At 42.3% G+C, this 20,741-nt stretch carries 14 protein-coding genes; 5 read left to right on the forward strand and 9 right to left on the reverse strand.

Annotated features, from left to right (window positions below; genetic code table 11):
• Position 1 precedes the first annotated feature (1 nt).
• From mraY to mraZ, 6 genes are read right to left on the reverse strand one after another with little or no spacing between them, the layout of a single operon-like run.
• Positions 2-1,246 carry a phospho-N-acetylmuramoyl-pentapeptide-transferase gene (mraY, locus tag ACWIB3_RS07490; RefSeq protein WP_185214338.1) on the reverse strand — a complete coding sequence of 415 codons (1,245 nt, stop codon included), beginning with the start codon at positions 1,244-1,246 and terminating at the stop codon, positions 2-4.
• 5 nt (positions 1,247-1,251) lie between these two features.
• Positions 1,252-2,709, reverse strand: coding sequence for a UDP-N-acetylmuramoyl-L-alanyl-D-glutamate--2,6-diaminopimelate ligase (locus tag ACWIB3_RS07495; protein ID WP_454291287.1), 1,458 nt, complete (start codon positions 2,707-2,709; stop codon positions 1,252-1,254).
• 1 nt (position 2,710) lies between these two features.
• Entirely contained in the window at positions 2,711-4,837 is a 2,127-nt protein-coding gene (locus ACWIB3_RS07500) for a penicillin-binding protein (protein WP_185214336.1), read from the reverse strand.
• A gap of 16 nt (positions 4,838-4,853) precedes the next feature.
• Positions 4,854-5,264: an FtsL-like putative cell division protein gene (locus ACWIB3_RS07505; RefSeq protein WP_185214335.1), complete on the reverse strand. Its 411-nt coding sequence runs from the start codon at positions 5,262-5,264 to the stop codon at positions 4,854-4,856.
• Positions 5,265-5,276: 12 nt separating this feature from the next.
• Positions 5,277-6,194, reverse strand: a complete 918-nt coding sequence (gene rsmH, locus ACWIB3_RS07510; protein WP_374671271.1) for a 16S rRNA (cytosine(1402)-N(4))-methyltransferase RsmH — start codon at positions 6,192-6,194, stop codon at positions 5,277-5,279.
• Positions 6,181-6,654 (reverse strand): division/cell wall cluster transcriptional repressor MraZ, encoded by a 474-nt coding sequence (gene mraZ / locus ACWIB3_RS07515; protein ID WP_185214334.1) that lies wholly within the window; start codon positions 6,652-6,654, stop codon positions 6,181-6,183. The genes rsmH and mraZ overlap by 14 nt, the downstream gene beginning before the upstream one ends.
• A 435-nt stretch (positions 6,655-7,089) precedes the next feature.
• Between mraZ and aspS the strand changes: the two genes are divergently transcribed.
• Both aspS and ACWIB3_RS07525 read left to right on the forward strand, forming a co-directional pair.
• A complete protein-coding gene (aspS, locus tag ACWIB3_RS07520; protein ID WP_454291288.1) occupies positions 7,090-8,844 on the forward strand; it encodes an aspartate--tRNA ligase in 1,755 nt (584 codons plus the stop codon).
• Positions 8,845-9,028: 184 nt separating this feature from the next.
• On the forward strand, positions 9,029-10,414 hold the full coding sequence (locus ACWIB3_RS07525; RefSeq protein ID WP_185218547.1) for a LutB/LldF family L-lactate oxidation iron-sulfur protein: 1,386 nt from the start codon (positions 9,029-9,031) through the stop codon (positions 10,412-10,414).
• Positions 10,415-10,937: 523 nt separating this feature from the next.
• Here ACWIB3_RS07525 and ACWIB3_RS07530 read toward each other — a convergent pair.
• Complete coding sequence (locus tag ACWIB3_RS07530) at positions 10,938-12,770, reverse strand: YfbK domain-containing protein (RefSeq protein WP_454291289.1); 1,833 nt, start codon at positions 12,768-12,770, stop codon at positions 10,938-10,940.
• 79 nt (positions 12,771-12,849) lie between these two features.
• Here ACWIB3_RS07530 and ACWIB3_RS07535 point away from each other — a divergent pair, with 79 nt between their 5' ends.
• Together ACWIB3_RS07535 and ACWIB3_RS07540 are read left to right on the forward strand one after the other, a co-directional pair.
• Positions 12,850-13,425 carry an RNA polymerase sigma factor gene (locus ACWIB3_RS07535; RefSeq protein ID WP_185214330.1) on the forward strand — a complete coding sequence of 192 codons (576 nt, stop codon included), beginning with the start codon at positions 12,850-12,852 and terminating at the stop codon, positions 13,423-13,425.
• On the forward strand, positions 13,418-14,710 hold the full coding sequence (locus ACWIB3_RS07540) for a carboxypeptidase-like regulatory domain-containing protein (protein WP_454291290.1): 1,293 nt from the start codon (positions 13,418-13,420) through the stop codon (positions 14,708-14,710). The genes ACWIB3_RS07535 and ACWIB3_RS07540 overlap by 8 nt, the downstream gene beginning before the upstream one ends.
• Positions 14,711-14,934: 224 nt before the next feature.
• On the opposite strand, the gene tsaD is transcribed toward ACWIB3_RS07540, so the two are convergent.
• Positions 14,935-15,936 (reverse strand): tRNA (adenosine(37)-N6)-threonylcarbamoyltransferase complex transferase subunit TsaD, encoded by a 1,002-nt coding sequence (gene tsaD / locus ACWIB3_RS07545; protein ID WP_185218544.1) that lies wholly within the window; start codon positions 15,934-15,936, stop codon positions 14,935-14,937.
• A 43-nt stretch (positions 15,937-15,979) separates the two neighbouring features.
• On the opposite strand from tsaD, the gene ACWIB3_RS07550 reads away from it, so the two are divergent.
• Positions 15,980-20,452: a translocation/assembly module TamB domain-containing protein gene (locus ACWIB3_RS07550; protein ID WP_454291297.1), complete on the forward strand. Its 4,473-nt coding sequence runs from the start codon at positions 15,980-15,982 to the stop codon at positions 20,450-20,452.
• Here the strand turns inward: ACWIB3_RS07550 and ACWIB3_RS07555 are convergent.
• Complete coding sequence (locus tag ACWIB3_RS07555; protein ID WP_454291291.1) at positions 20,397-20,684, reverse strand: hypothetical protein; 288 nt, start codon at positions 20,682-20,684, stop codon at positions 20,397-20,399. The two genes, ACWIB3_RS07550 and ACWIB3_RS07555, sit on opposite strands and share 56 nt — an antisense overlap.
• Positions 20,685-20,741: the final 57 nt, after the last annotated feature.

Raw genomic sequence — 20,741 nt, forward strand, 5'->3', positions numbered from 1 at the left:
ACTATCTTACTTTCAATGTAACTATGGTTAATATGGCCAACATGATCGACACGATCACAAATCGCGTCACGATCTTGGACTCATGATAACCCTTTTTCTGATAATGGTGGTGCAAAGGCGACATCAGGAAAATCCTTCGGCCTTCGCCATATTTCTTCTTGGTATACTTGAAGTAGGAAACCTGAAGGATAACCGATAGATTCTCGATCAAGAAAATACCACACAATACCGGAATCAATAATTCCTTACGGATCAGGATCGCGAAAGCAGCAATGATACCACCGATCGCCAAACTACCCGTATCTCCCATAAATACCTGTGCAGGGTAGGCATTGTACCAAAGGAAACCTGTACAGGCTCCAACAAATGCACCCGCGAAAATTACTAGCTCACCCGAATTCGGGATAAACATAATGTTCAGGTAATCCGCAAAAATGATGTTACCGGATACATAGGCCAATATGGCCAAGGTAATCCCCATAATAGCGGAGGTTCCCGTGGCGAGTCCATCGATCCCATCTGTAATGTTAGCTCCATTGGAGACTGCCGTGATGATAAACACGACAACAACCAAGAAAACAAAGAACGTTGCCAAAGGGCTATTGATACCGAATACGTCCAACACTTTGGCGTAATCGAACTCATTGTTTTTGTAAAAAGGAATGTTCGTCTTGGTAGACTTCACATTCTCCGCATAGGTCTTCTCACCAGTTGATGGATTGATGATCACTTCCACCGGTTTTGAAGAAGTAGGATTTGCCACTTGCTGTCTAGCAACAATCTCAGGGTGGAAATACATCGTGATCGCGATCAATACGCCCAATCCCACTTGACCAATCACCTTGAACTTCCCAGCCAATCCTTCTTTATTCTTACGGAATACTTTGATGTAGTCATCCAAGAACCCTATTGCACCCATCCAGATCGTTGTGATGATCATCAGGATGATGTAGATATTATCCAATTTTGCAAAGAGCAATGTTGGGATCAAGATACCGGCGATGATGATCAGACCTCCCATTGTAGGGGTTCCTTGTTTTTTCTTCTCACCTTCCAATCCTAAATCACGGATGGTCTCTCCCACTTGTTTTTGATGCAGTAAACGAATCAATCGGCTACCAAATACCGTTGTGATGATTAACGAAAGGATGACTGCCATGGCCGTACGAAACGAGATATATTGGAATAATCCAGCACCTGGAATATGTACGTGCTCGTTAAGCCAAGTGAATAAATAGTAAAGCATGCAGTCTAATTATGTTCGTTAAAAATCTTTATTAATTCCTCTTTATCGTCAAAGTGATTTTTCACCCCATTGATATCTTGGTATTTCTCATGTCCTTTTCCAGCGACCAAGATCACATCCCCTGGTTGTGCTAGATGGAAAGCAGCACGGATAGCCTCTCTTCTATCTGTAATCGAGAAAACATTCTTGCGCTTATCTCCAGGAATACCAACTTCCATTTCTTTGATAATGGCAGCAGGGTCTTCCGTTCTCGGATTGTCCGAAGTCAGGACCACTTTATCGCTCAATCGTGAGGCTACTTCTGCCATCTCTGGGCGTTTAGTCTTATCACGGTCTCCACCGCAACCCAACACCGTCAGGATCTGTTGACCAGGCTTTCTCAATCCGCCAATGGTTTCCAGAACATTTTCCACCGCATCAGGGGTATGGGCATAGTCCACAATGGCAACCACACCTGTAGTAGATTTTAAGGTTTCAAAACGCCCCTCAGCACCAGTGATCTCACTCAAAGCCATCAACACCTTTACAGTCTCCTGCTCCAATAAAATGGAAGCACCGAACACTGCCAATAGGTTATAGGCATTGAAATCACCGACCAATTTCACCCACACTTCCTGTCCGTCAACCTGCAATAACATCCCATCAAAATGGCTTTCCAAGATTTTTGCCTTAAAGTCCGCCATTTGGTGCAAGCCATAGGTTTTCTTATGGGCAAATGTATTCTGAAGCATCACCTGACCGTTTTTATCATCGATATTGGTCAATGCAAATGCATATCTGTCTAGATCATCAAAGAACTTTTTCTTCGCCTTGATATAGTTGGCGAAAGTTCCATGGAAGTCCAAGTGATCATGCGTGATATTGGTAAAGATGCCACCCGCAAATTTCAACCCTGCGATACGCTGCTGAACAACAGCATGCGAACTCACTTCCATAAAACAGTAGTCACATCCATCTTCCACCATTTCCTTCAACAGGGAATTCAATGATATGGGATCTGGAGTGGTATGGGTCGCTTCAACAATGCGCTCACCGATCTGGTTCTGTACCGTAGACAATAGGCCTACATGAAAACCCAATCTGCTGAACAGGTTGAAGAGCAAGGTAGCCACGGTCGTTTTCCCATTGGTACCTGTCACGCCCACTAACTTCAGTTTCGAGGATGGATTTCCGTAAAATGTAGAGGCCATTACACCCAGTGCATAAGCCGAATCGCCGACTACCACATAAACTACATCTTCCTTGATCTCCTCTGGTAATTCTTCTACCAGCACCACGGAAGCACCTGATTCAATCGCTTTATTGACGAAAAGGTGTCCATCGGTCTGATGCCCACGAACTGCCACAAATACACTGCCTTTAACCGCCTTTCTTGAATCCAAGCATAGCGAGCTAACCTCTGTGTCCAGAGACCCTCGGTAATCAATTACCGGAATGGCATGTAGCAACTCTTTCAACAACATATTAATTCAATTCTATTAGAACATGGGTGCCAGGTTTTAATTTCTGACCAGCAACCAATGATTGATTTATTACTCTTCCTTTTCCCCTTACAGTGGTCTTGAATCCCGCATTCTCCATCGCGTAGATTGCATCTACCAATCCCATTCCTTTCACGTTCGGCACTACACCTTCCTTAAACTCTGCCACTGTAAATGCGCCCGCCGAATGGTTCGCTGAATCCTTATCAGCAGCAACAATGGAATTCCAGTTCACGGCCTGCACGCCCAACATCTCATAGACCTTCGCCGTAGCATCCTTAGAACCTTTCAAAGTATATGGAACTTTATTTCCAGCTACATTTACTTTTCTATTGTTAAATGTCTTGTGCAATGACAGGTCATTTGCAAAAACCATATCAGCCAACTCTCTAAATACAGGACCTGCTACCGAACCACCATAGTATCCATTCCTAGGATTACGAATCACGACGATCATCGAATACTTTGGATTCTCCGCTGGGAAATAACCTGCAAATGATGATTGGTATCTTCTCGCTCCATATCCCCTTGCACCATCAGCCATCTGCGCTGTACCTGTTTTACCTGCAGATGAATAAAGTGGGCTCTTCAATTTCTTACCGGTCCCTTCAACCATCACCCCTTCCATCATCTTCTGCATCTTACCGATCGCCTCTTTGGAAGCAATCTGCTTATTGATCACCCTAGCTTCAAACTTCTTAACCGTTGAACCTAGGTGTTGAATTTCTTTTACGAACAATGGAGCCAACATCTTACCATCATTGGCAACTGCATTGTACAAGGTCAATGTCTGCAATGGCGTTAATTTCAACTCATATCCATAGGCCATCTGTACCAATGACAGCTTGCTCCAAGACCTGCTGTCCGGCATTTTCACCCAAGGATTTGCCTCACCGGGAATTTGCAAGCCTAATGGCTTGGCCATTCCCCACTCGTGCAATTTGCCAGTGAATTTCTCTGGATTCTTGCCATATGCATTCCCGATCGTCTTGGCAACCCCCACGTTGGATGACTCTTCAAATGCCTCCTTGATGGTCACCTTTGATTTTTTCGGTGGGTGAGAATCTCTAATGGTATGGCCAGGAACTTTCCAGGTACCATTACCGATATCGATTACTGTATTGGTGTCAACCTTATTATCATCCAATGCCACCAGGTAGGACGCAACCTTGAAAGTTGAACCAGGGTCAGCACCTTGCGCAATGGCATAATTAAATTTCTCTCTATATACCCCTTCACCATCTCTGGTAAAGTTGGCAATCGCACGTACCTCTCCAGTTTCCACCTCCATCAGGATCACACAACCGTTGTCTGCATTACTGATGATCAGCTGTTTTTCCAAGGCACGTTGCGCCATGTCCTGCATGTTCACATCAATAGTGGCAATGATATCCGAACCATCGGTTGGAGCGACCTCCATCTCACGGTTTACCGGAATCCATACCCCACCAGCAATACGCTGCATCAACTGCACCCCGCTCTTACCTTCGATATAATCCCCGTAAGCACCTTCCAATCCAACACGAACGGTATCGCCCTTGCTGTTTTTATAACCAATGGTACGGGCTGCCAAATTCGTGAATGGCAGGATACGCTTGTTTTCTCTTACTGCTATCAAAGAACTGGAGAATCTTTCCTTCTCTTCCTTAAAGTTTCTCAACAAAGGAAAGGTCTTTAGGACCTTCAACTGTTGGTGTGATACATTACGCTTGATCAAAACGTAACGTTGTTTTTTAGCCCTTGCCTCTTTCAACTGAGTCAGGTACTGTCTGGCCGATTTATCCTTAAAATAGGTCGCTAGCTTACTGGCCAAAGAATCCACCCGAGCATTGAACACATTGTTGTGCTCGGATGGAATGGCCATCGCATCAAACCGTATCTCATATTCCGGAACAGAAGTAGCCAGTAAACTTCCGTCATTGGAATAAATATTTCCTCTTGCCGCTTCGATTACGCGTTCGCGTATCGTCAAGCTATCTGCAATCTCACGCCACTTATCACCGTCCACATATTGCAAATGCAATAATTTCCCAAATACCATTAAAGCACCAAAAACCATCAGGCCAAACGCCAGGTACACCCTAATCAATATGGACTTCCTAATATTCATGTTTTGGTCTTAATCTTTATTTTACTTCCCTTACTATTTCCAACTTGATTGGCGGTTCCGTTCTTTCTTTCAAGCCCAAGGTATCCGCACGTTTTGCAATCTCTGTCTGCGTGGTCAATTTCATCAACTCGGCATTCAACGATTTATAGTCCCAACCTAACTCCTTCACTTCCCTGCCCAACTTATCGATCCTTCTAACCGTGTTCTCTGCCAAGTGACGGTTTGAGATATACAGCAAACCTAATAAGGCAAGAAATGCCACGAAAGGCAGATTCTTGGCAACTAGGTATGTAGAAAGCTTTTTCTGAGAAAAGAAGGTCTTCAGGAAGTCTTGGGTTTCCTCAACCTTTTCCTCCAGTGCATCAGACATCTCCTCTTGCACTTCCTCACTCAGTTCATTTTGCTTTATAGTATTTCTCTTTGCCATATACCTTCGCTACTATATTTTTTCCGCAATCCTCAACTTCGCACTGCGTGCTCTATTGTTCTGTTTTACTTCATCTTCCGAAGCAACGATCGCTTTTCTACTGATCACTTTAAATGGCTTGATCTCATTCCCAAAGAAATCCTTCTCCACTTCGCCCTTAAACTTCCCTTTGGCCATAAAATTCTTTACCAACCTGTCTTCCAATGAATGGTATGACATGACTACCAAACGACCTTCCGGTTTTAAGACCAATGAGGTCTGCTCCAAAAATTCCTGCAAGGCTTCCAGCTCTTTGTTCACCTCAATGCGCAGGGCCTGAAAAACCTGAGCATGATATTTATGCTCTTTGCCTTTAGGAACCAATTTCTGGATCACCTGCTTCAACTCGGCCACCGTCTGGATCGGATTGCTCAATCGGCTCGTCACAATGGTTTTGGCCAAGGATTTCGCATTCTGGATCTCACCGTACATCCCAAAAATCCTGTGCAATTCCTCTTCAGGATAGGTATTCAGTACTTTACGGGCATCCAGATCAGCTACTTGATCCATTCGCATATCCAGATCCGCATCAAAACGGATGGAAAAGCCACGGTCTGCAGCATCAAATTGATGCGATGAAACACCCAGGTCAGCTAAAATCCCATCCACTTGTTTCACCCCTTCCAGGCGCAAATAATTTTTTAAGAACTTGAAATTTTGATGGATCAATGTAAATCGATCATCAGGAAGTGTGTTTTTAATCGCATCTGGATCTTGATCAAAAGCGATCAATCTGCCATTCGGCCCCAAATGCTTCAGGATTTCCTTCGAGTGTCCACCACCCCCAAATGTCACGTCTACATAAATCCCGTTTGGCTTTATCGCTAGTGCGTCGATACATTCCTGCAACATCACAGGAACATGATATCCAATTTCATTATTCATTGTCATCTCCTGCAAAGTTAAATCCACCCATTACCTCCTCAGCCAATGCAGAAAAATCCTCGTCAGTACTACTGTCCATCATTTTTTCGTATTCGTCTTTCGCCCAAACCTCAATCTTATCAAACTGACATTGCAAGAAAACCTCACCTTTGATATTGGCATATTCCAGCAATGATTTTGGCAAAAGAACCCTACCTGCAGAATCCAAAGAAAGCTCCGTAGCACCACGCATAAACTGACGGATAAAGTTCCTGGTCTTCTCGTTATACTGGTTCAATTTCGAAAGCTGGTGCATCTTTTTGCTCCATTCTTCTTTGGTATAGATCACTAAATTCTTCTCAAAACCGCGATTCATAACAAGCCCCTCACGCTCTACATCAGGCAGTTGCCTTTTGAGCGCAGCAGGGACCACCATTCTTCCTTTGGTGTCTAGCTTGCATTCGAATTCTCCGATTAATTGAATCATTTCCTATAATTCTACTCTAATTTTAATGTAAAAGTATACACTTTCTCCCACAATCTCCCACAATGCCCCACAAAAAAGTTTTCCACATAGCCTATCAACTACAAAAAAGCCCTTTATTGCACTTTAAAAGCATAATAACATTGAAATACAATAAATTAAGAATTGTAAAAATCATCCCCATAACGGTAATATTTAGCCCCAATTCTCTTGTTTTTAAGGAATTGTAGACCCAAAAAACAGCAAAAGTGGGGCGAAGTGGAGCAACTGGAACCAAATGACATGTCGAGTGGGGCAAAGTGGTAGAATCGGCTGTTTTTTGACCTAGATTTCACAGGGCTTTTGCTCAAGCCCTACCCTCCTTCTGGTTATTACTTAAATATTCTTTATTCTCGCATAAATGCGATAATTTTGTGGCTCAATAAAATTGAGATAATCATGCACAGAACACATACTTGTGGCGAATTAAGAATTGAAGACCTAGGAAAAACCGTAACCCTGAGCGGATGGGTACAAAAATCACGCGATTTAGGTGGAATGACTTTTATTGATGTTCGTGATAGATATGGTATTACTCAGCTAACTTTCAATACCGAAGACAATGAATCACTTCGTAGCCAAGCCCGCGAATTGGGAAGAGAGTATGTTATTAAGGTTACAGGTACCGTTATTGAACGTTCCAGCAAAAACCCTAAAATCCCTACCGGAGATATTGAAATCAAAGTCAGCAACCTTGAGGTACTGAACGAATCAAAATTACCTCCTTTTACTATAGAAGATGAAACAGACGGCGGTGAAGACATCCGTATGAAATTCCGTTACCTGGATATCCGTAGAAATCCCGTAAAGAACAGCCTATTGTTCCGTCATAAGGTAACCCAAGAGGTAAGAAACTATTTATCTGCCCTAGATTTCTGCGAGATCGAAACACCTTATTTAATAAAGTCCACACCTGAAGGTGCCCGTGACTTTATCGTTCCATCACGCATGAACCCTGGTCAGTTTTACGCACTTCCTCAATCTCCACAGACCTTTAAACAACTGTTGATGGTGGGTGGAATGGATAAATATTTCCAAATCGTTAAATGTTTCCGTGACGAGGATTTACGTGCTGACAGACAACCTGAGTTTACACAGATAGACTGTGAAATGTCTTTCGTAGAACAAGAAGATATCTTGAACGTATTCGAAGGAATGACCCGTCACCTATTAAAGACCATCCATGGAATCGAATTGGATCAATTCCCAAGAATGACTTTTGACGAAGCGATGCGTACCTATGGCAACGACAAACCAGATATCCGTTTCGGAATGAAGTTTGGCGAACTAAATACCGTAGCTCAACATAAGGACTTCGCGATCTTCAACAATGCCGAATTGGTTGTTGGTATCGCAGTTCCAGGCGCTGCTTCCTACACTAGAAAACAGATCGACGAGCTAGTTGACTGGGTTAAACGCCCCCAAGTAGGTGCTTCTGGAATGGTCTATGTAAAATGTGAAGCTGATGGAACCTATAAATCATCAGTAGATAAATTCTACGACCAGGCTGACCTAGCTAAATGGGCCGAGGTAACCGGCGCTCAAACTGGCGACCTGATCTTAATCCTTTCTGGACCTGCAAATAAAACAAGAGCGCAATTAAGCGCCCTGCGTATGGAATTAGGAAATCGCATGGGCTTACGTAAGCCGAACGAATTTGCTCCACTATGGGTAGTAGACTTCCCGTTATTGGAATGGGATGAAGAAACGGAAAGATTCCACGCTATGCACCACCCATTTACATCTCCGAAAATCGAGGATATGCCTTTATTGGATACTGACCCAGGAAAGGTTCGTGCCAATGCATATGACTTGGTGTTGAACGGAAATGAAATCGGCGGTGGCTCTATCCGTATCCACGACAAGGATATGCAAGCCTTGATGTTCAAGCACCTAGGCTTTACTCCAGAACAGGCTCAAGCGCAGTTTGGCTTCTTAATGAATGCTTTCCAATATGGAGCTCCTCCACATGGTGGTTTAGCATTCGGCCTTGACCGCTTGACCGCAATCTTAGGAGGTCAGGAAACCATCCGTGACTTTATCGCATTCCCGAAAAACAATTCCGGACGCGATGTCATGATCGATGCTCCTGCTGAAATTGCCAAAGAACAACTGGACGAACTAAGCATCAGCTTAATCGAACCGAAAAAATAAAAAACACAAAAGCAAAAATAGCGGTCAACGAAAATTGACCGCTATTTTTTTGTTCATAGCTCAAATTTTGAACAGCGCTTTAGTTATAAACATTTTACTGCCTTTAGCAGATATTTTTTTATCTTTAAAATTGGTTGATTATCACGCTCAACCTTTATTTTTGCATGAGCAACAGAACATCCCTATGGCACAGACAGTAGCTGAGAAATTCCTGAAAGATAGTGCTTCAAAATCCTTCGATTTACAGCATAGACAGATTATCAATAATAACATTGATAAGTATGAGCATGCTTTTGAAAAAGGGAAAAGTAAGTTCCTAGACCTCGAAAATTCCAAGATCAAGGCAAACCTGATCAAATGGAAGGTAATAGAGAATCTGGATCGCTATCTCCTGGATTTTGAATCCAATTTTACAGCGCATGGCGGCAAGGTCATTTGGGCAAACGATGCTGAAGAAGCTCGGGAGGAAATCTGGAAGATCATGGAACAGCACCAAGCCAAATCGGTAGTAAAATCCAAATCCATGGCCACTGAGGAAATTGAGCTCAACCATTTCCTGGAAAAGAAAAACATTGAGACCATTGAAAGTGACTTGGGTGAATTTATCATTCAACTGCTTGGTCAAAAACCGTATCACTTCGTCACTCCTGCCATGCACCTCAGCTTGGAGGAGATTGCGAAACTTTTCCATGAAAAGTTTGACACCCCATTGGAAGCTACAGCTGAAGAGCTCACGATGAAAGCCAGGGAAATATTGCGAGAGAAATATACCCAAGCCGATATCGGAATCACAGGAGCAAACTTCCTATTGGCAGATACCGGTGCCATCGCCATTACCGAAAATGAAGGAAATGCCCGATTGACTACCACCTTCCCTAAAGTGCATATCGCCGTTGTAGGGATCGAAAAAATATTGCCGAGCATAAACGACCTAGACCTTTTCTGGCCTTTATTGGCCACCCATGGAACTGGTCAAAATCTAACGGTATACAATACCGTCTTATCTGGCCCAAGGAAAAACACGGAATACGATGGCCCTGAGGAGATGTATGTCATCCTCTTGGACAATGGCCGTACCAATGTACTTGAACAGAAAGAGCAACGCCAAGGATTGTACTGTATCCGTTGTGGCGCTTGCCTCAATGTATGCCCAATCTATCAAAATATTGGTGGCCATACTTATGAAACAACCTATCAAGGTCCTATTGGCTCCCTGATCTCACCTCACTTGAATGGCATGAAAGAATTCAAGCATCTCAGCTATGCTTCTTCCTTATGCGGAAAATGTACAGAGGTCTGTCCAGTAGGCATCGATATCCAAAAGATGCTTTTGGTAAACAGAAGGGATGCCGTTCAACAAGACCTGGTTTCTTCAGTAGAGAAGAAAGGCTGGAGCATGTTCACTTGGGCAATCCAAAAAAGAAAACTCCTTGATTTCTTCGGAGGAAAGACCAAAAACTTCTTTGTCCGAAACTTCTTCAAGAAAGCTTGGGGAAACCAACGCGAACTTCCAAAAATCGCCGATAAATCTTTTTCCCAGCAATGGAAAGAAAAACAGAAAGATAAATAACAAACAAGAATTGTTGTAGCGTATTGGATAATCAGGTTTTTGAACCAGGATGTTCGGGATTCGAGGATGGACCAAGATCTGGGAATGAACCAGGATTCAACAGATTTGAGAGTAGACCAAGAAAGGGGAATGAACTAGGATGTGGCTCGACTCTGCTCCTTTAGCTTTCTATGAATACAACTCCAGCGCATTTCCAATTCTGAACGGTCAGTGAAGAATCCGTTCGGTTCTCCTCCATCAGGCCCTGTCATTCTGCACCGAAAGGTGCAGGAACTGTACGCCAAAAAACTCATTGCTTGAATGGTTTCGATAATCTTTTTGCCTCAGATTAACTTGAAAAAGTAACAAAGAAAATTATTGTCAACTCGACTTCGTACTTGAGGATCCTTTAGGTTCCTATAGTCGATGATTTTTACGCCCTTTGGTAAATTTCATCTTCCAGACTTTTTTTTAATAGAAAAAAGGTTCACTTTCGCGAACCTTTAAAAATAAAAACATTAAAAACCTATTTATCTCCTCACTTTTACTTTTCTGTATCGACAATTGACTTACTATTTTCTGCCATACGGATAAACTCTGCACGATAGCCTTCATCATCCTTTCCTTTTGCAGCTTTTGCACGGGCGATCAAGCTTGCAAAACTTGAGTTTTGCTTATAATCTGAATTACGCAACAACATCCCAAATTCAGCAACTGCTGTTGCAAAACGGAAATCCTCACTCACGGTATCAAATGCTTTTGGAGCATCTTTCACGACAGTCTGCTGCAATTCACTCTTGTCCGATTTAGGGTCTTTGTACCTGAATTTCACGGTTGCCAATTCCCCATTCTTAGACCCCAGATTTGGTTTATCGTTATCCTGGTATTTCAATGGATCAACCGTTCCAATAATTGAACTCTTAACACCTACCGGAATGATTTCGTAGATCGCAGTTACGGTATGTCCTACGCCCATATCACCCCCTATTTTAGCATCATTATTGAAATCTTCCGCTTCCAATAAACGGTTTTCATAGCCCACCAATCTATAGGCTTGAACGTATGCAGGATTAAACTCCACCTGAATCTTCACATCCTTGGCAACGATAAATAAGGTCGCCCCAAATTCTGTCACCATAGCCTTTCTTGCTTCTGAAATATTATCGATATAAGCATAGTTGCCTCTTCCTTTGTCCGCCAAAGTCTCCATCTTACTATCTTTCAGGTTTCCCATTCCATAACCTAATACAGTCAGGTTAACCCCACTTTCGCGTTCTTTGGCAATCAAGTCTTCCATCGCTTCATCACTGGCCTCACCCACATTGAAATCTCCATCCGATGCCAGGATAATTCTATTGTTTCCATCTTTAATAAAATTTGCTCGGGCAATCTGATAGGCTTTCTTAATTCCTTCTCCACCGGCAGTAGAACCTCCAGCTGTCAGTTCATCAATGGCAGTCTTGATTTTCATCTTTTGATCCCCACGGGTACTCTCTAATTTTACTCCAGCAGAGCCTGCATAGGTAACAATGGCAACCTTATCTTCTGGTCTCAATTGGTCCACCAGCATCTTCAAGGAAGACTGCACCAATGGTAATCTATTATCTCCCATCATAGATCCTGATACATCGATCAAGAAAACAAAATTGGATGCCTTCAAATTTTCCTTAGGAATATCTTTTGCCTTCAAGGCGATACGCATCAACTGATGCTCCTTATTCCAGGGCGAAGTGGTTAGCTCTGTATAGATCTTCACGGGCTCGCCATTGGTCGGACCTTGTAGGTCATATTGGAAATAATTGATCATCTCCTCTACCCTTACCGCATCTTTAGGCGGCAGATTACCTGCATTGATCATTCTTCTTACATTAGAATAAGAAGCAGCGTCCACATCTACCGCAAAAGTTGACAAAGCTTCTTTCGTAGGAGAAATAAAACCGTTCTCGTCAAAACGACCATAAGTTTCCGTATTTTGAGGTCTAGGTTGCAAATATAAACCGTTTGAATGTGCCATTGCACTGCCGGTTACCCTCTTTTGTGCTTTATTACCATAGCCTACAACAACAACTTCTTCTAATAAGGCCTCCCTTGCTTGCAGTACTACCTTTATGCTATTCTTCTTTCCTACCTTTACTTTTTTAGTTTCGTACCCTAAAAATTTAAACAGCAAAATATCTTTTTCAGCAGCTTTTATGGAAAATGCTCCTTGCTGATCGGTCAGCGTTGCTTGCTGTTTTCCTTCCACGCGAACCTCCACACCGGCGAGTGCCAGCTGTGTTCCCGCCTCAGTTACAATACCTTTGATCATTCTTTCTTGGGCTAGTCCGCTACCACCTAGAGTAAGCAAAAAGACTAATAATGCAAATATTTTATTCATGACTAGTAAGTTTTGCCAAAGGATGCAGAAAAAATCAAATTTCCATAAACGAGAAAAAAAAATTAATTTTCAGCAGTAAATGAGCACTAGGACCTTGTCAAAACAGAAAAATCTATCGGATGAAGATCTGCTAAAACTCTATCTGCTGGATGGCGACCTCAACCATCTGGGAGACCTCTATCAAAAGCATAGTGAAATGGTCTATTATGTGTGTTTACGATACTTTAAAGAGCCTGAACGCAGCAAGGATGCGGTCATGCAAATCTTTGAGGAACTCATCGACAAAGTCAAAAAACAAGATATACAGGATTTCCCCCGCTGGCTCTACGTGGTCAGTAAGAACCACTGCCTGATGGCACTGCGATCTGCAAAAAACAAACAAGAAATTGTTACAGATAATTTTGTGGAATTTTCAATGAACCTGCATCAGGAGGAAAACTATCAAGAAAGGGAGGAACAGTTATTGAGACTGGAAAGCTGCTTGGATACCTTAATAGAAAAGCAAAAGAAAAGTATTCAGCTCTTTTTCATCGAACAGAAATGCTACAAAGAAGTGGTTGATATAACCGGCTACAGCATGAACGATGTAAAAAGCTATATCCAAAATGGCAAAAGGAATTTGAAGAACTGTATGGAAAGGAATTCTCATGAATAAGAACTTTGACATAGCATATCTACGCAAATACGTGAACGGAGAACTGAGCGACTCCGAAATGTATGCTATTGAAAAGGCATCCCATGAAGATGAACTTTTAATGGATGTATTGATGGGATTGGAGGAAGAGAAAAAACTGAACAACCCTCTTGAAGTCGCAGATCTTCATTCCGCAATTTTCGAAAGGACGCATCCTGCGAAGGTTAGACCATTCAGCTTATATAGAAACCTATCAATCGCAGCCTCGGTATTACTGGCATTAGGTATCGGTACGATTTGGTACTTAAACAGGGACCAGAACAAGGTCGCTGAGACGATGGAAACCGTGGCCATGGACAACAAAGCCGATGTGCCAACGGACACCACGCTGAACAGTATACATTTGGACAGTTTAGATGGCCTCTCCGAAGAGGACAACCTGATTGCCCTTGCTACACCAGCCGAACCTGCTCCAGCTGGAGCGGAAGCTTCAGCCCAAAGGAAAAAAAACGCGAATACTGCAAAACCTACGGTAGAAGAAGTGCTTGCTGATAATTCCGATGTTTTCTTAAGGGAAGTTCCTCGATCGGACACAAGTACTTTCCATGATAAAATTGACAATCGAATAGCTTCAAACGAAATGGGATCCTTCAAAAAGATAGACAAAACCAATGTCATCCTGATGAATGGAAAGACGCCAGCGAAGTCAAAACAAACTAGCCAAGCTGCAGTTGCTTCGGCCGACCGCGTAAGCTCCCTCCAAGACGTTAAAAAGTTAGCGACCGGCCGTGTCCTAGATCAGCAATCTGGAAGGCCGATCATTAGTGCATCGGTGCGCGATGTCAAGACCAACGATGTGGTCATGACCGATTCTTCTGGCCAATATATACTGCCCTTGACTTCAGACAATCAAAAACTGGAAATCCTTTCCCTAGGTTACGAGAAAGAATTGATCACTGCCAGCAACAATAAGATCGTGCAACTCAAACCAAGCTTTGGAGCACTTGACGAAGTAGTTGTCGTTGGCTATGGAAATAAAACGGAAAAGGTAAAATCAGAACCTCTAGTAGGTTGGGTTGCCTACAAGAAATACATCAACGATAATTCTTACCAAACCCTGTTGGGCAAAGGCTCCGTTACCTTGATCTTCGATATTTCAACATTCGGTAGGCCGATTGACATCAGCATCAAGAAATCAAGCAATCCTGACCTAAGTCAGAAAGCCATTCAGATTATCCACAATGGACCAGATTGGAAAAAAGGTAATGATGGCAAAAAGATTGAAGTCAAGATCAATTTCAGATAAAATACATCCCCTTTAAAGTTTAATCTTGCTAAAATAAAAAAGGATAAATCATGAATTCATCCTATCTATTGCTCTGAAAATTCTTCGAGAATGCTTCGAGACATATTCGAGACATATTGCCAGATTTCCGAATATGTCTCGAATAAGGTCAAAGTATGAGCTGAAATATTAATACTAAAATTTTTCTGACCGATAATATTGAAAAAAACTCTATTTGAGCTTGATTATACTCCCATTCGAGCTACAGGTCCAACCTCTTGTCCAATAAAGTCTTCTTTCAAGAACTTTTGGTAGCCTGCAATGGAAATCATGGCTGCATTATCTGTACAGTATTCAAATTTAGGGATAAATACATTCCAATTATATTTTTTCCCCATTTCAATCAGACCATTCCTTAAACCAGAATTGGCAGATACCCCACCGGCGATGGCAATATCCTTCACTCCGGTCTGCTTGGCTGCTTTCTTTAATTTATTCAACAGGATGGAAACGATACGGCTCTGAACAGATGCACATAGGTCATCCATTTTTTCATTCAAGAAATTAGGGTTCTGTTTTATTTCAGCCTGTACCAAATATAAAATTGCTGTTTTCAATCCTGAGAAGCTAAAGTTCAGATCTGGGATTTGAGGTTCGGGCAACTTAAAGGCATCGGGGTTTCCGTTTTGGGCATGCTTGTCAATCAAAGGTCCGCCAGGGTAAGGAAGATCTAAAATCTTTGCGGTCTTATCAAAGGCCTCCCCTGCTGCATCGTCTAAAGTTTCGCCCAACAGTTCCATTTCAAAATAATCCTTGACCAATACGATTTGCGTATGACCACCCGAAACGGTAAGGCATAGGAAAGGGAAATTAGGCTTTGGATCATCAATGAAGTGCGCTAAGATATGTGCTTGCATATGATTGACATCGATCAATGGGATATCCATGGCCAAGGCAAATGATTTTGCGAAGGAGGTTCCCACCAATAAAGCACCTAAAAGTCCAGGTCCGCGTGTAAAAGCTACTGCATCTATGTCATTTTTCCGTATTTTAGCAGCAGCGATAGCTTGGTCTACTGTTGGAATGATGTTTTGTTGATGTGCGCGAGAAGCTAACTCAGGAACCACACCCCCATATTTAGCATGAATTGCTTGACTTGCAATAATATTTGACTTAATTTCGCCGTCTATACATATAGAGGCCGAAGTTTCATCACATGAAGATTCTATTCCTAGAATAATGGCCATTTTGAGAGAAGTATAAAATTTAATTTACAAAAGTATCAAAAAAATACTTAAAATAACGCTTATTAGCCTGCTCAGCATACTCGCACTGCTGTCGGTAATTTTATTCTCTTTACAATTTTCATCTGTTCAAACATTTGTCACCAAAAAAGTGGCAAAATACCTTTCCAAAGAGCTTAATGCCAAAGTAGAAATCGGAAGCATTTACTTCAAGCCTTTCTCCGAACTTAATCTCTATAATTTCAACCTGGCAGACCAAAATGGAAACCTAATTCTTTCTGCAAAGAAATTAAATGCAGACCTTATCCTGACGGATTTTTTCCGGAACAAGGTCATCATTGAAAAATTAAATATTGAGCAGGCCTATGTTGATTTTCAGGTCTACAAAGACAGTTCAAACATCAAATTCCTAATCGACTATTTCAGCCCGAAAAAGAAGAAAAAAACTGGCCCTAAGAAGCAAATGGAACTGAAATTGTACGAAGTCAATTTGGTTGACAACCATGTCAAGATCATTAACCATACCCAGAAACACTATAACCGTGGAGTGGATTTTTCGGACATCGAACTGACCCATCTCACAGGCAATTTCAGCAAGATAGAACAGGATAGCAGTTCGATAAAAGCCAAGATCAAGAAATTGACTTTCCAGGAGAAATCTGGTTTTATCGTAAGAGAACTGAGTGCAGATGCCTTCGTTACGGACAAATCCATGGAATTTGACCAATTAAAGCTGATCACCAACAATTCTTCTTTGGGGAGACACTTGAAATTCAGTTATAAAGATTTTGGCGACTTTGGTGATTTCGTGAAGAAAGTACAGATTGAGTCAAGCATGAGCAATGTATTTGTTGATTCCAAGGATATCGAATACTTTGCGCCAGACATGAAATTTGTCAAGTTTAAAGCCAAAGTAAACCAAGGTAGTGTCAAGGGTACGGTAGCCAATATGTTCGTGAAGGATGCCGATATACAGACCGGAGAGGAAACCCGATTGACGGGGGATTTCAGCATCAAGGGGCTACCCGATATCAACAGGACAATTTTTGATTTCAATGCCAATCAGTTGCAGACCAGCGCTTCTGACGTGGAAAAACTGGTACCTGAACTTTCTAACAGAGGGTCATTTGACTTACCTGAGCAGCTTCATAGATTGGGACAGATTAATTTTAGGGGGACTTTTAAAGGGCTGTATAACTTATTTGATGTCGTGGGGGCCTTCGACACGGAATTGGGAAAATTAGAGACCAACGCTAAAATAGACATCCAAAAGAATATTCAGTACGCTGGAAACATGAAATCTGAAGAGTTTCAGATTGGAAATTTGATCAACAGCAATAGCATTAAGAACACGGGGCTTAATCTGGACTTTGATGGGCAAAACTTGGATTTCAAAGAAATTCAATTGAACATCATAGGAGATCTGAGAAGATTACAACTTAATAATTACCAATACGACAGCGTATCCGTGGATGCCTTCCTATTTGAGGAGCAGATTGAAATGAATGGCCACATCAGTGACCCGAACATTGCCTTGGCTTATGATTCGAAAATTAACCTATCCGGTGAATTCAACATCTATAATGTTGATGCCCAGATCGATCAAATCAACCTAAAGAATTTAGGCTTGGTCAATAAGGATAGCATCATCATCTATGATTCCAATATCAGTACGCACCTGACTGGCAACAACCTCAACAACCTGAACGGGGACCTTCGGGCCAATCAGATCAACATGCAGACCAGTAAGGGGAAATTCAGCATTGATGATGTGTTCTTTGCCGCTGAAGGCAATGAAACGGATAGGCTCTTGACCCTGAAATCCAATGTGATGGATGGAGAGATGAAAGGTGTGATAGACCTGAACACACTTGTACCTTATTTCAAGGCATTGGCCATGAAATATGCACCGGCAATTGGCTTGGAAACAGAACCGTACAATCCTCAAATTTTCGACCTTGAACTCAAGGTCAAATCCTTTGAACCTGTATCCGCATTTTTGGACCCAACCTTAACCTTGGAGGATGGAGCAACCTTAGAGGCCCACTTTAATTCAGAAGATTTTACGGCCGAATTCAATGCCTTTAGTCCTTTTGTAAAGTATCAGGGCATTAATCTGCAAAACCTGAGCATCGATGAGATTGCTGACGAAAATGCTTTCTCCCTAAACCTGAAAGCGGACAAGGTATTTCTGACAGACTCCGTTTTTGTCAATAATGTTGAAATCAACAATATCCTTTCCAAGGACAGCCTATTGTTTAATATCAAAGGGGCAGAAGAAACCGAAAAGAATTACATGCGTTTGAATGGTAACATTCACTTCGCACACAATAAACCTGCATATATCCGTTTTGAGGAGTCCACCATCGTTGTGAATTATGAACCTTGGGCTTTCAACAAAGATGCTGAAATGCGGGTGTCCAAGGGGAAATTCTATTTAAACAACTTAATTGCATCCCAAGGAAACCAAAGGGTGGAATTCAATGGCGTATTATCCAATGAAGACGATAAACTAGACATCAAATTTGAAAGGTTCAACCTGCATTCTTTGGAAACGGTAACCAAGCCAATAGGGGTTCATTTAGATGGTGAATTGAACGGAAACATCGAATTGCATTCCATTTTCAAAAAGCCTTACCTATCTGCAAACGTAAACACCACACCTTTGGTGTGGAACCAAATACCAATTGGGCAATTGGTCCTGTTAGCAGATTTCGATCCGGAATCGAAGGTGGCCAATTTGGATTTCCAGTTATTGGACGACCGAAAAAGAGGATTGACCCTGAACGGTACCTACCAAGTTGTATCCGGTGAACAAGCCATAAATTTAAAGGGAAACCTGAACCAGACCGAATTGATCTTGTTCCAACCTTTTATCCGTAGCTTGGCATCCGACCTGGAAGGAAAAATGGATGCGGACCTTCAAATCACAGGAACACTTCAAAATCCGCAAATCAATGGTTCAGCGAAAATTGAAAGTGCATCCTTTAAGGTTAATTACCTAAAGACCACCTATAATCTGAACAATCAGTCTGTGATGATCGATAATAACGCGGTCATGATGAATAACCTGACCTTTACCGACTCTAAAGGGCATCAGGCCGTAGCGGGTGGAGTAGTCAATCTTTCAACATTGAGCAATCCATATATCGATGTGAATGTAGCGACCAATAATGTGATGATCCTGAATACAACCTATAAGGACAATAACCTATATTATGGTACTGCATATGCCACAGGAACCTATCAATTTAAAGGATATACCTCGGCGATCGACATTAATATCAAGGCCAGGTCAGAGGACAATACGGTAATCAGTATTCCATTCAATACGGCCATGACGATCTCAGAAAGTGACTTTATCTACTTTGTCAGTAAAGACTCCAGCGTAAACAAGGAAAATGCAAACCGATATTTCCTAAAGGGCATGACGATGAATATGGACCTGGAGTTGACTCCGAGTGCAGAGGTCAACCTACAGACTGACATTGGTTCGCTGAAAGGTACTGGAACCGGAGAAATCAGTTTGAAGATTTCCAGTCTAGGCGATTTTGAGATGTTCGGGGACTATGCCATCAATTCAGGAAAATTCCACTTTACGGCACAGGATTTTATCAACAAATATTTCGACATCAAGCAAGGAGGAACGATTCGCTGGACGGGATCTCCTTCTGGAGCAACCGTCAATATCACGGCAGTTTATCAGCAGCGCACCTCCATTGGTGATCTGTATAATGCAGCTGGGCGTGCCGGCACGGACGAAAGAGTATTGGCGCAGGCTGACATGATCATCAAGGGAACCTTGAGCCAGCCCGATGTCTCCTTTGACCTGAACTTCCCACAGACACCATATGTCAAGGATGAACTGCAGGCCTATTTCAGTGACGCCAATAATGTCAATCAACAGGCATTGAGTTTAATTATCCGGAGAAGCTTTACCGCTGGAAACTCGGGAGAAATTGGCAGGGAGGTAAACAATACCTTATTATCTGCTGGAACGGAAATCGCCTTTAACCAATTGAACAATATTCTGGCGCAATCCCTAAAGATCAACTTCTTGGATTTCAACATCCGATCTCTAAACGATGCCTCTGCATCCTTCCGATTCTTTGATGACCGATTGGTATTGACAGGAGGAATTGTGGACCGTAGGAACATACAGACGACCGACCTGACCTTTTTCTCTAACCAGGTCGCGACAGATGCCGAACTGACCTATAAGATCAGGAGAGATGGTAGCTTAATGTTTAGGGCATATAACCGATTGAATACAAGAAATATTCTCTTTACCCCTACGGACGATTATATCAATGCTGTCGGTTTGGTATACCGTCAGGAATTCAATACCCTTGGTGAGTTTTGGCGTAAGATGTGGACATGGAAGCCTAAGCGCGACAGCATCCCATCTATCCCTAACATCCCGCAGGACAGCATCAAGAGCTCGTCTGACAGCAGTACGAACGTTAATCCAGGTAAAGCTCCAAAAGCTGGTTATGTTCCGCCTCCAGGCTTCCACTAAACTCAGGCTGCTTGGCACGGTTGTACCAGTACCTAGCATTCCATAGATCCCCTTCCACACGATGTAGGTAAGCATGCACATGGGCAGACCCTCTATCATTAAGGTGATCGATCAGGTCATGGGCATTTTTCCAGTCCCCTTTCGCATCATACCATAGTGCTTGAACCTGTACATTCCAGTTTGGATTTGGCTGAGCGTCTTTCAAGGTTGATTTAAATTCTTCTAAAGTCATGGAATTAAGATATTCATTTTTTTAAGATAAAAGAAATCGTGCGGCTTTCGAGGCGAT

The sequence above is a fragment of the Sphingobacterium sp. NPDC055431 genome (assembly GCF_053644255.1).

Bases quoted from the DNA above. Each gene is read 5' to 3' on its own strand.
- mraY (WP_185214338.1), bottom strand. From the start codon at position 1,246: ATGCTTTACTATTTATTCACTTGGCTTAACGAGCACGTACATATTCCA.
- ACWIB3_RS07495 (WP_454291287.1), bottom strand. From the start codon at position 2,709: ATGTTGTTGAAAGAGTTGCTACATGCCATTCCGGTAATTGATTACCGA.
- ACWIB3_RS07500 (WP_185214336.1), bottom strand. From the start codon at position 4,837: ATGAATATTAGGAAGTCCATATTGATTAGGGTGTACCTGGCGTTTGGC.
- ACWIB3_RS07505 (WP_185214335.1), bottom strand. From the start codon at position 5,264: ATGGCAAAGAGAAATACTATAAAGCAAAATGAACTGAGTGAGGAAGTG.
- rsmH (WP_374671271.1), bottom strand. From the start codon at position 6,194: ATGACAATGAATAATGAAATTGGATATCATGTTCCTGTGATGTTGCAG.
- mraZ (WP_185214334.1), bottom strand. From the start codon at position 6,654: ATGATTCAATTAATCGGAGAATTCGAATGCAAGCTAGACACCAAAGGA.
- aspS (WP_454291288.1), top strand. From the start codon at position 7,090: ATGCACAGAACACATACTTGTGGCGAATTAAGAATTGAAGACCTAGGA.
- ACWIB3_RS07525 (WP_185218547.1), top strand. From the start codon at position 9,029: ATGGCACAGACAGTAGCTGAGAAATTCCTGAAAGATAGTGCTTCAAAA.
- ACWIB3_RS07530 (WP_454291289.1), bottom strand. From the start codon at position 12,770: ATGAATAAAATATTTGCATTATTAGTCTTTTTGCTTACTCTAGGTGGT.
- ACWIB3_RS07535 (WP_185214330.1), top strand. From the start codon at position 12,850: ATGAGCACTAGGACCTTGTCAAAACAGAAAAATCTATCGGATGAAGAT.
- ACWIB3_RS07540 (WP_454291290.1), top strand. From the start codon at position 13,418: ATGAATAAGAACTTTGACATAGCATATCTACGCAAATACGTGAACGGA.
- tsaD (WP_185218544.1), bottom strand. From the start codon at position 15,936: ATGGCCATTATTCTAGGAATAGAATCTTCATGTGATGAAACTTCGGCC.
- ACWIB3_RS07555 (WP_454291291.1), bottom strand. From the start codon at position 20,684: ATGACTTTAGAAGAATTTAAATCAACCTTGAAAGACGCTCAGCCAAAT.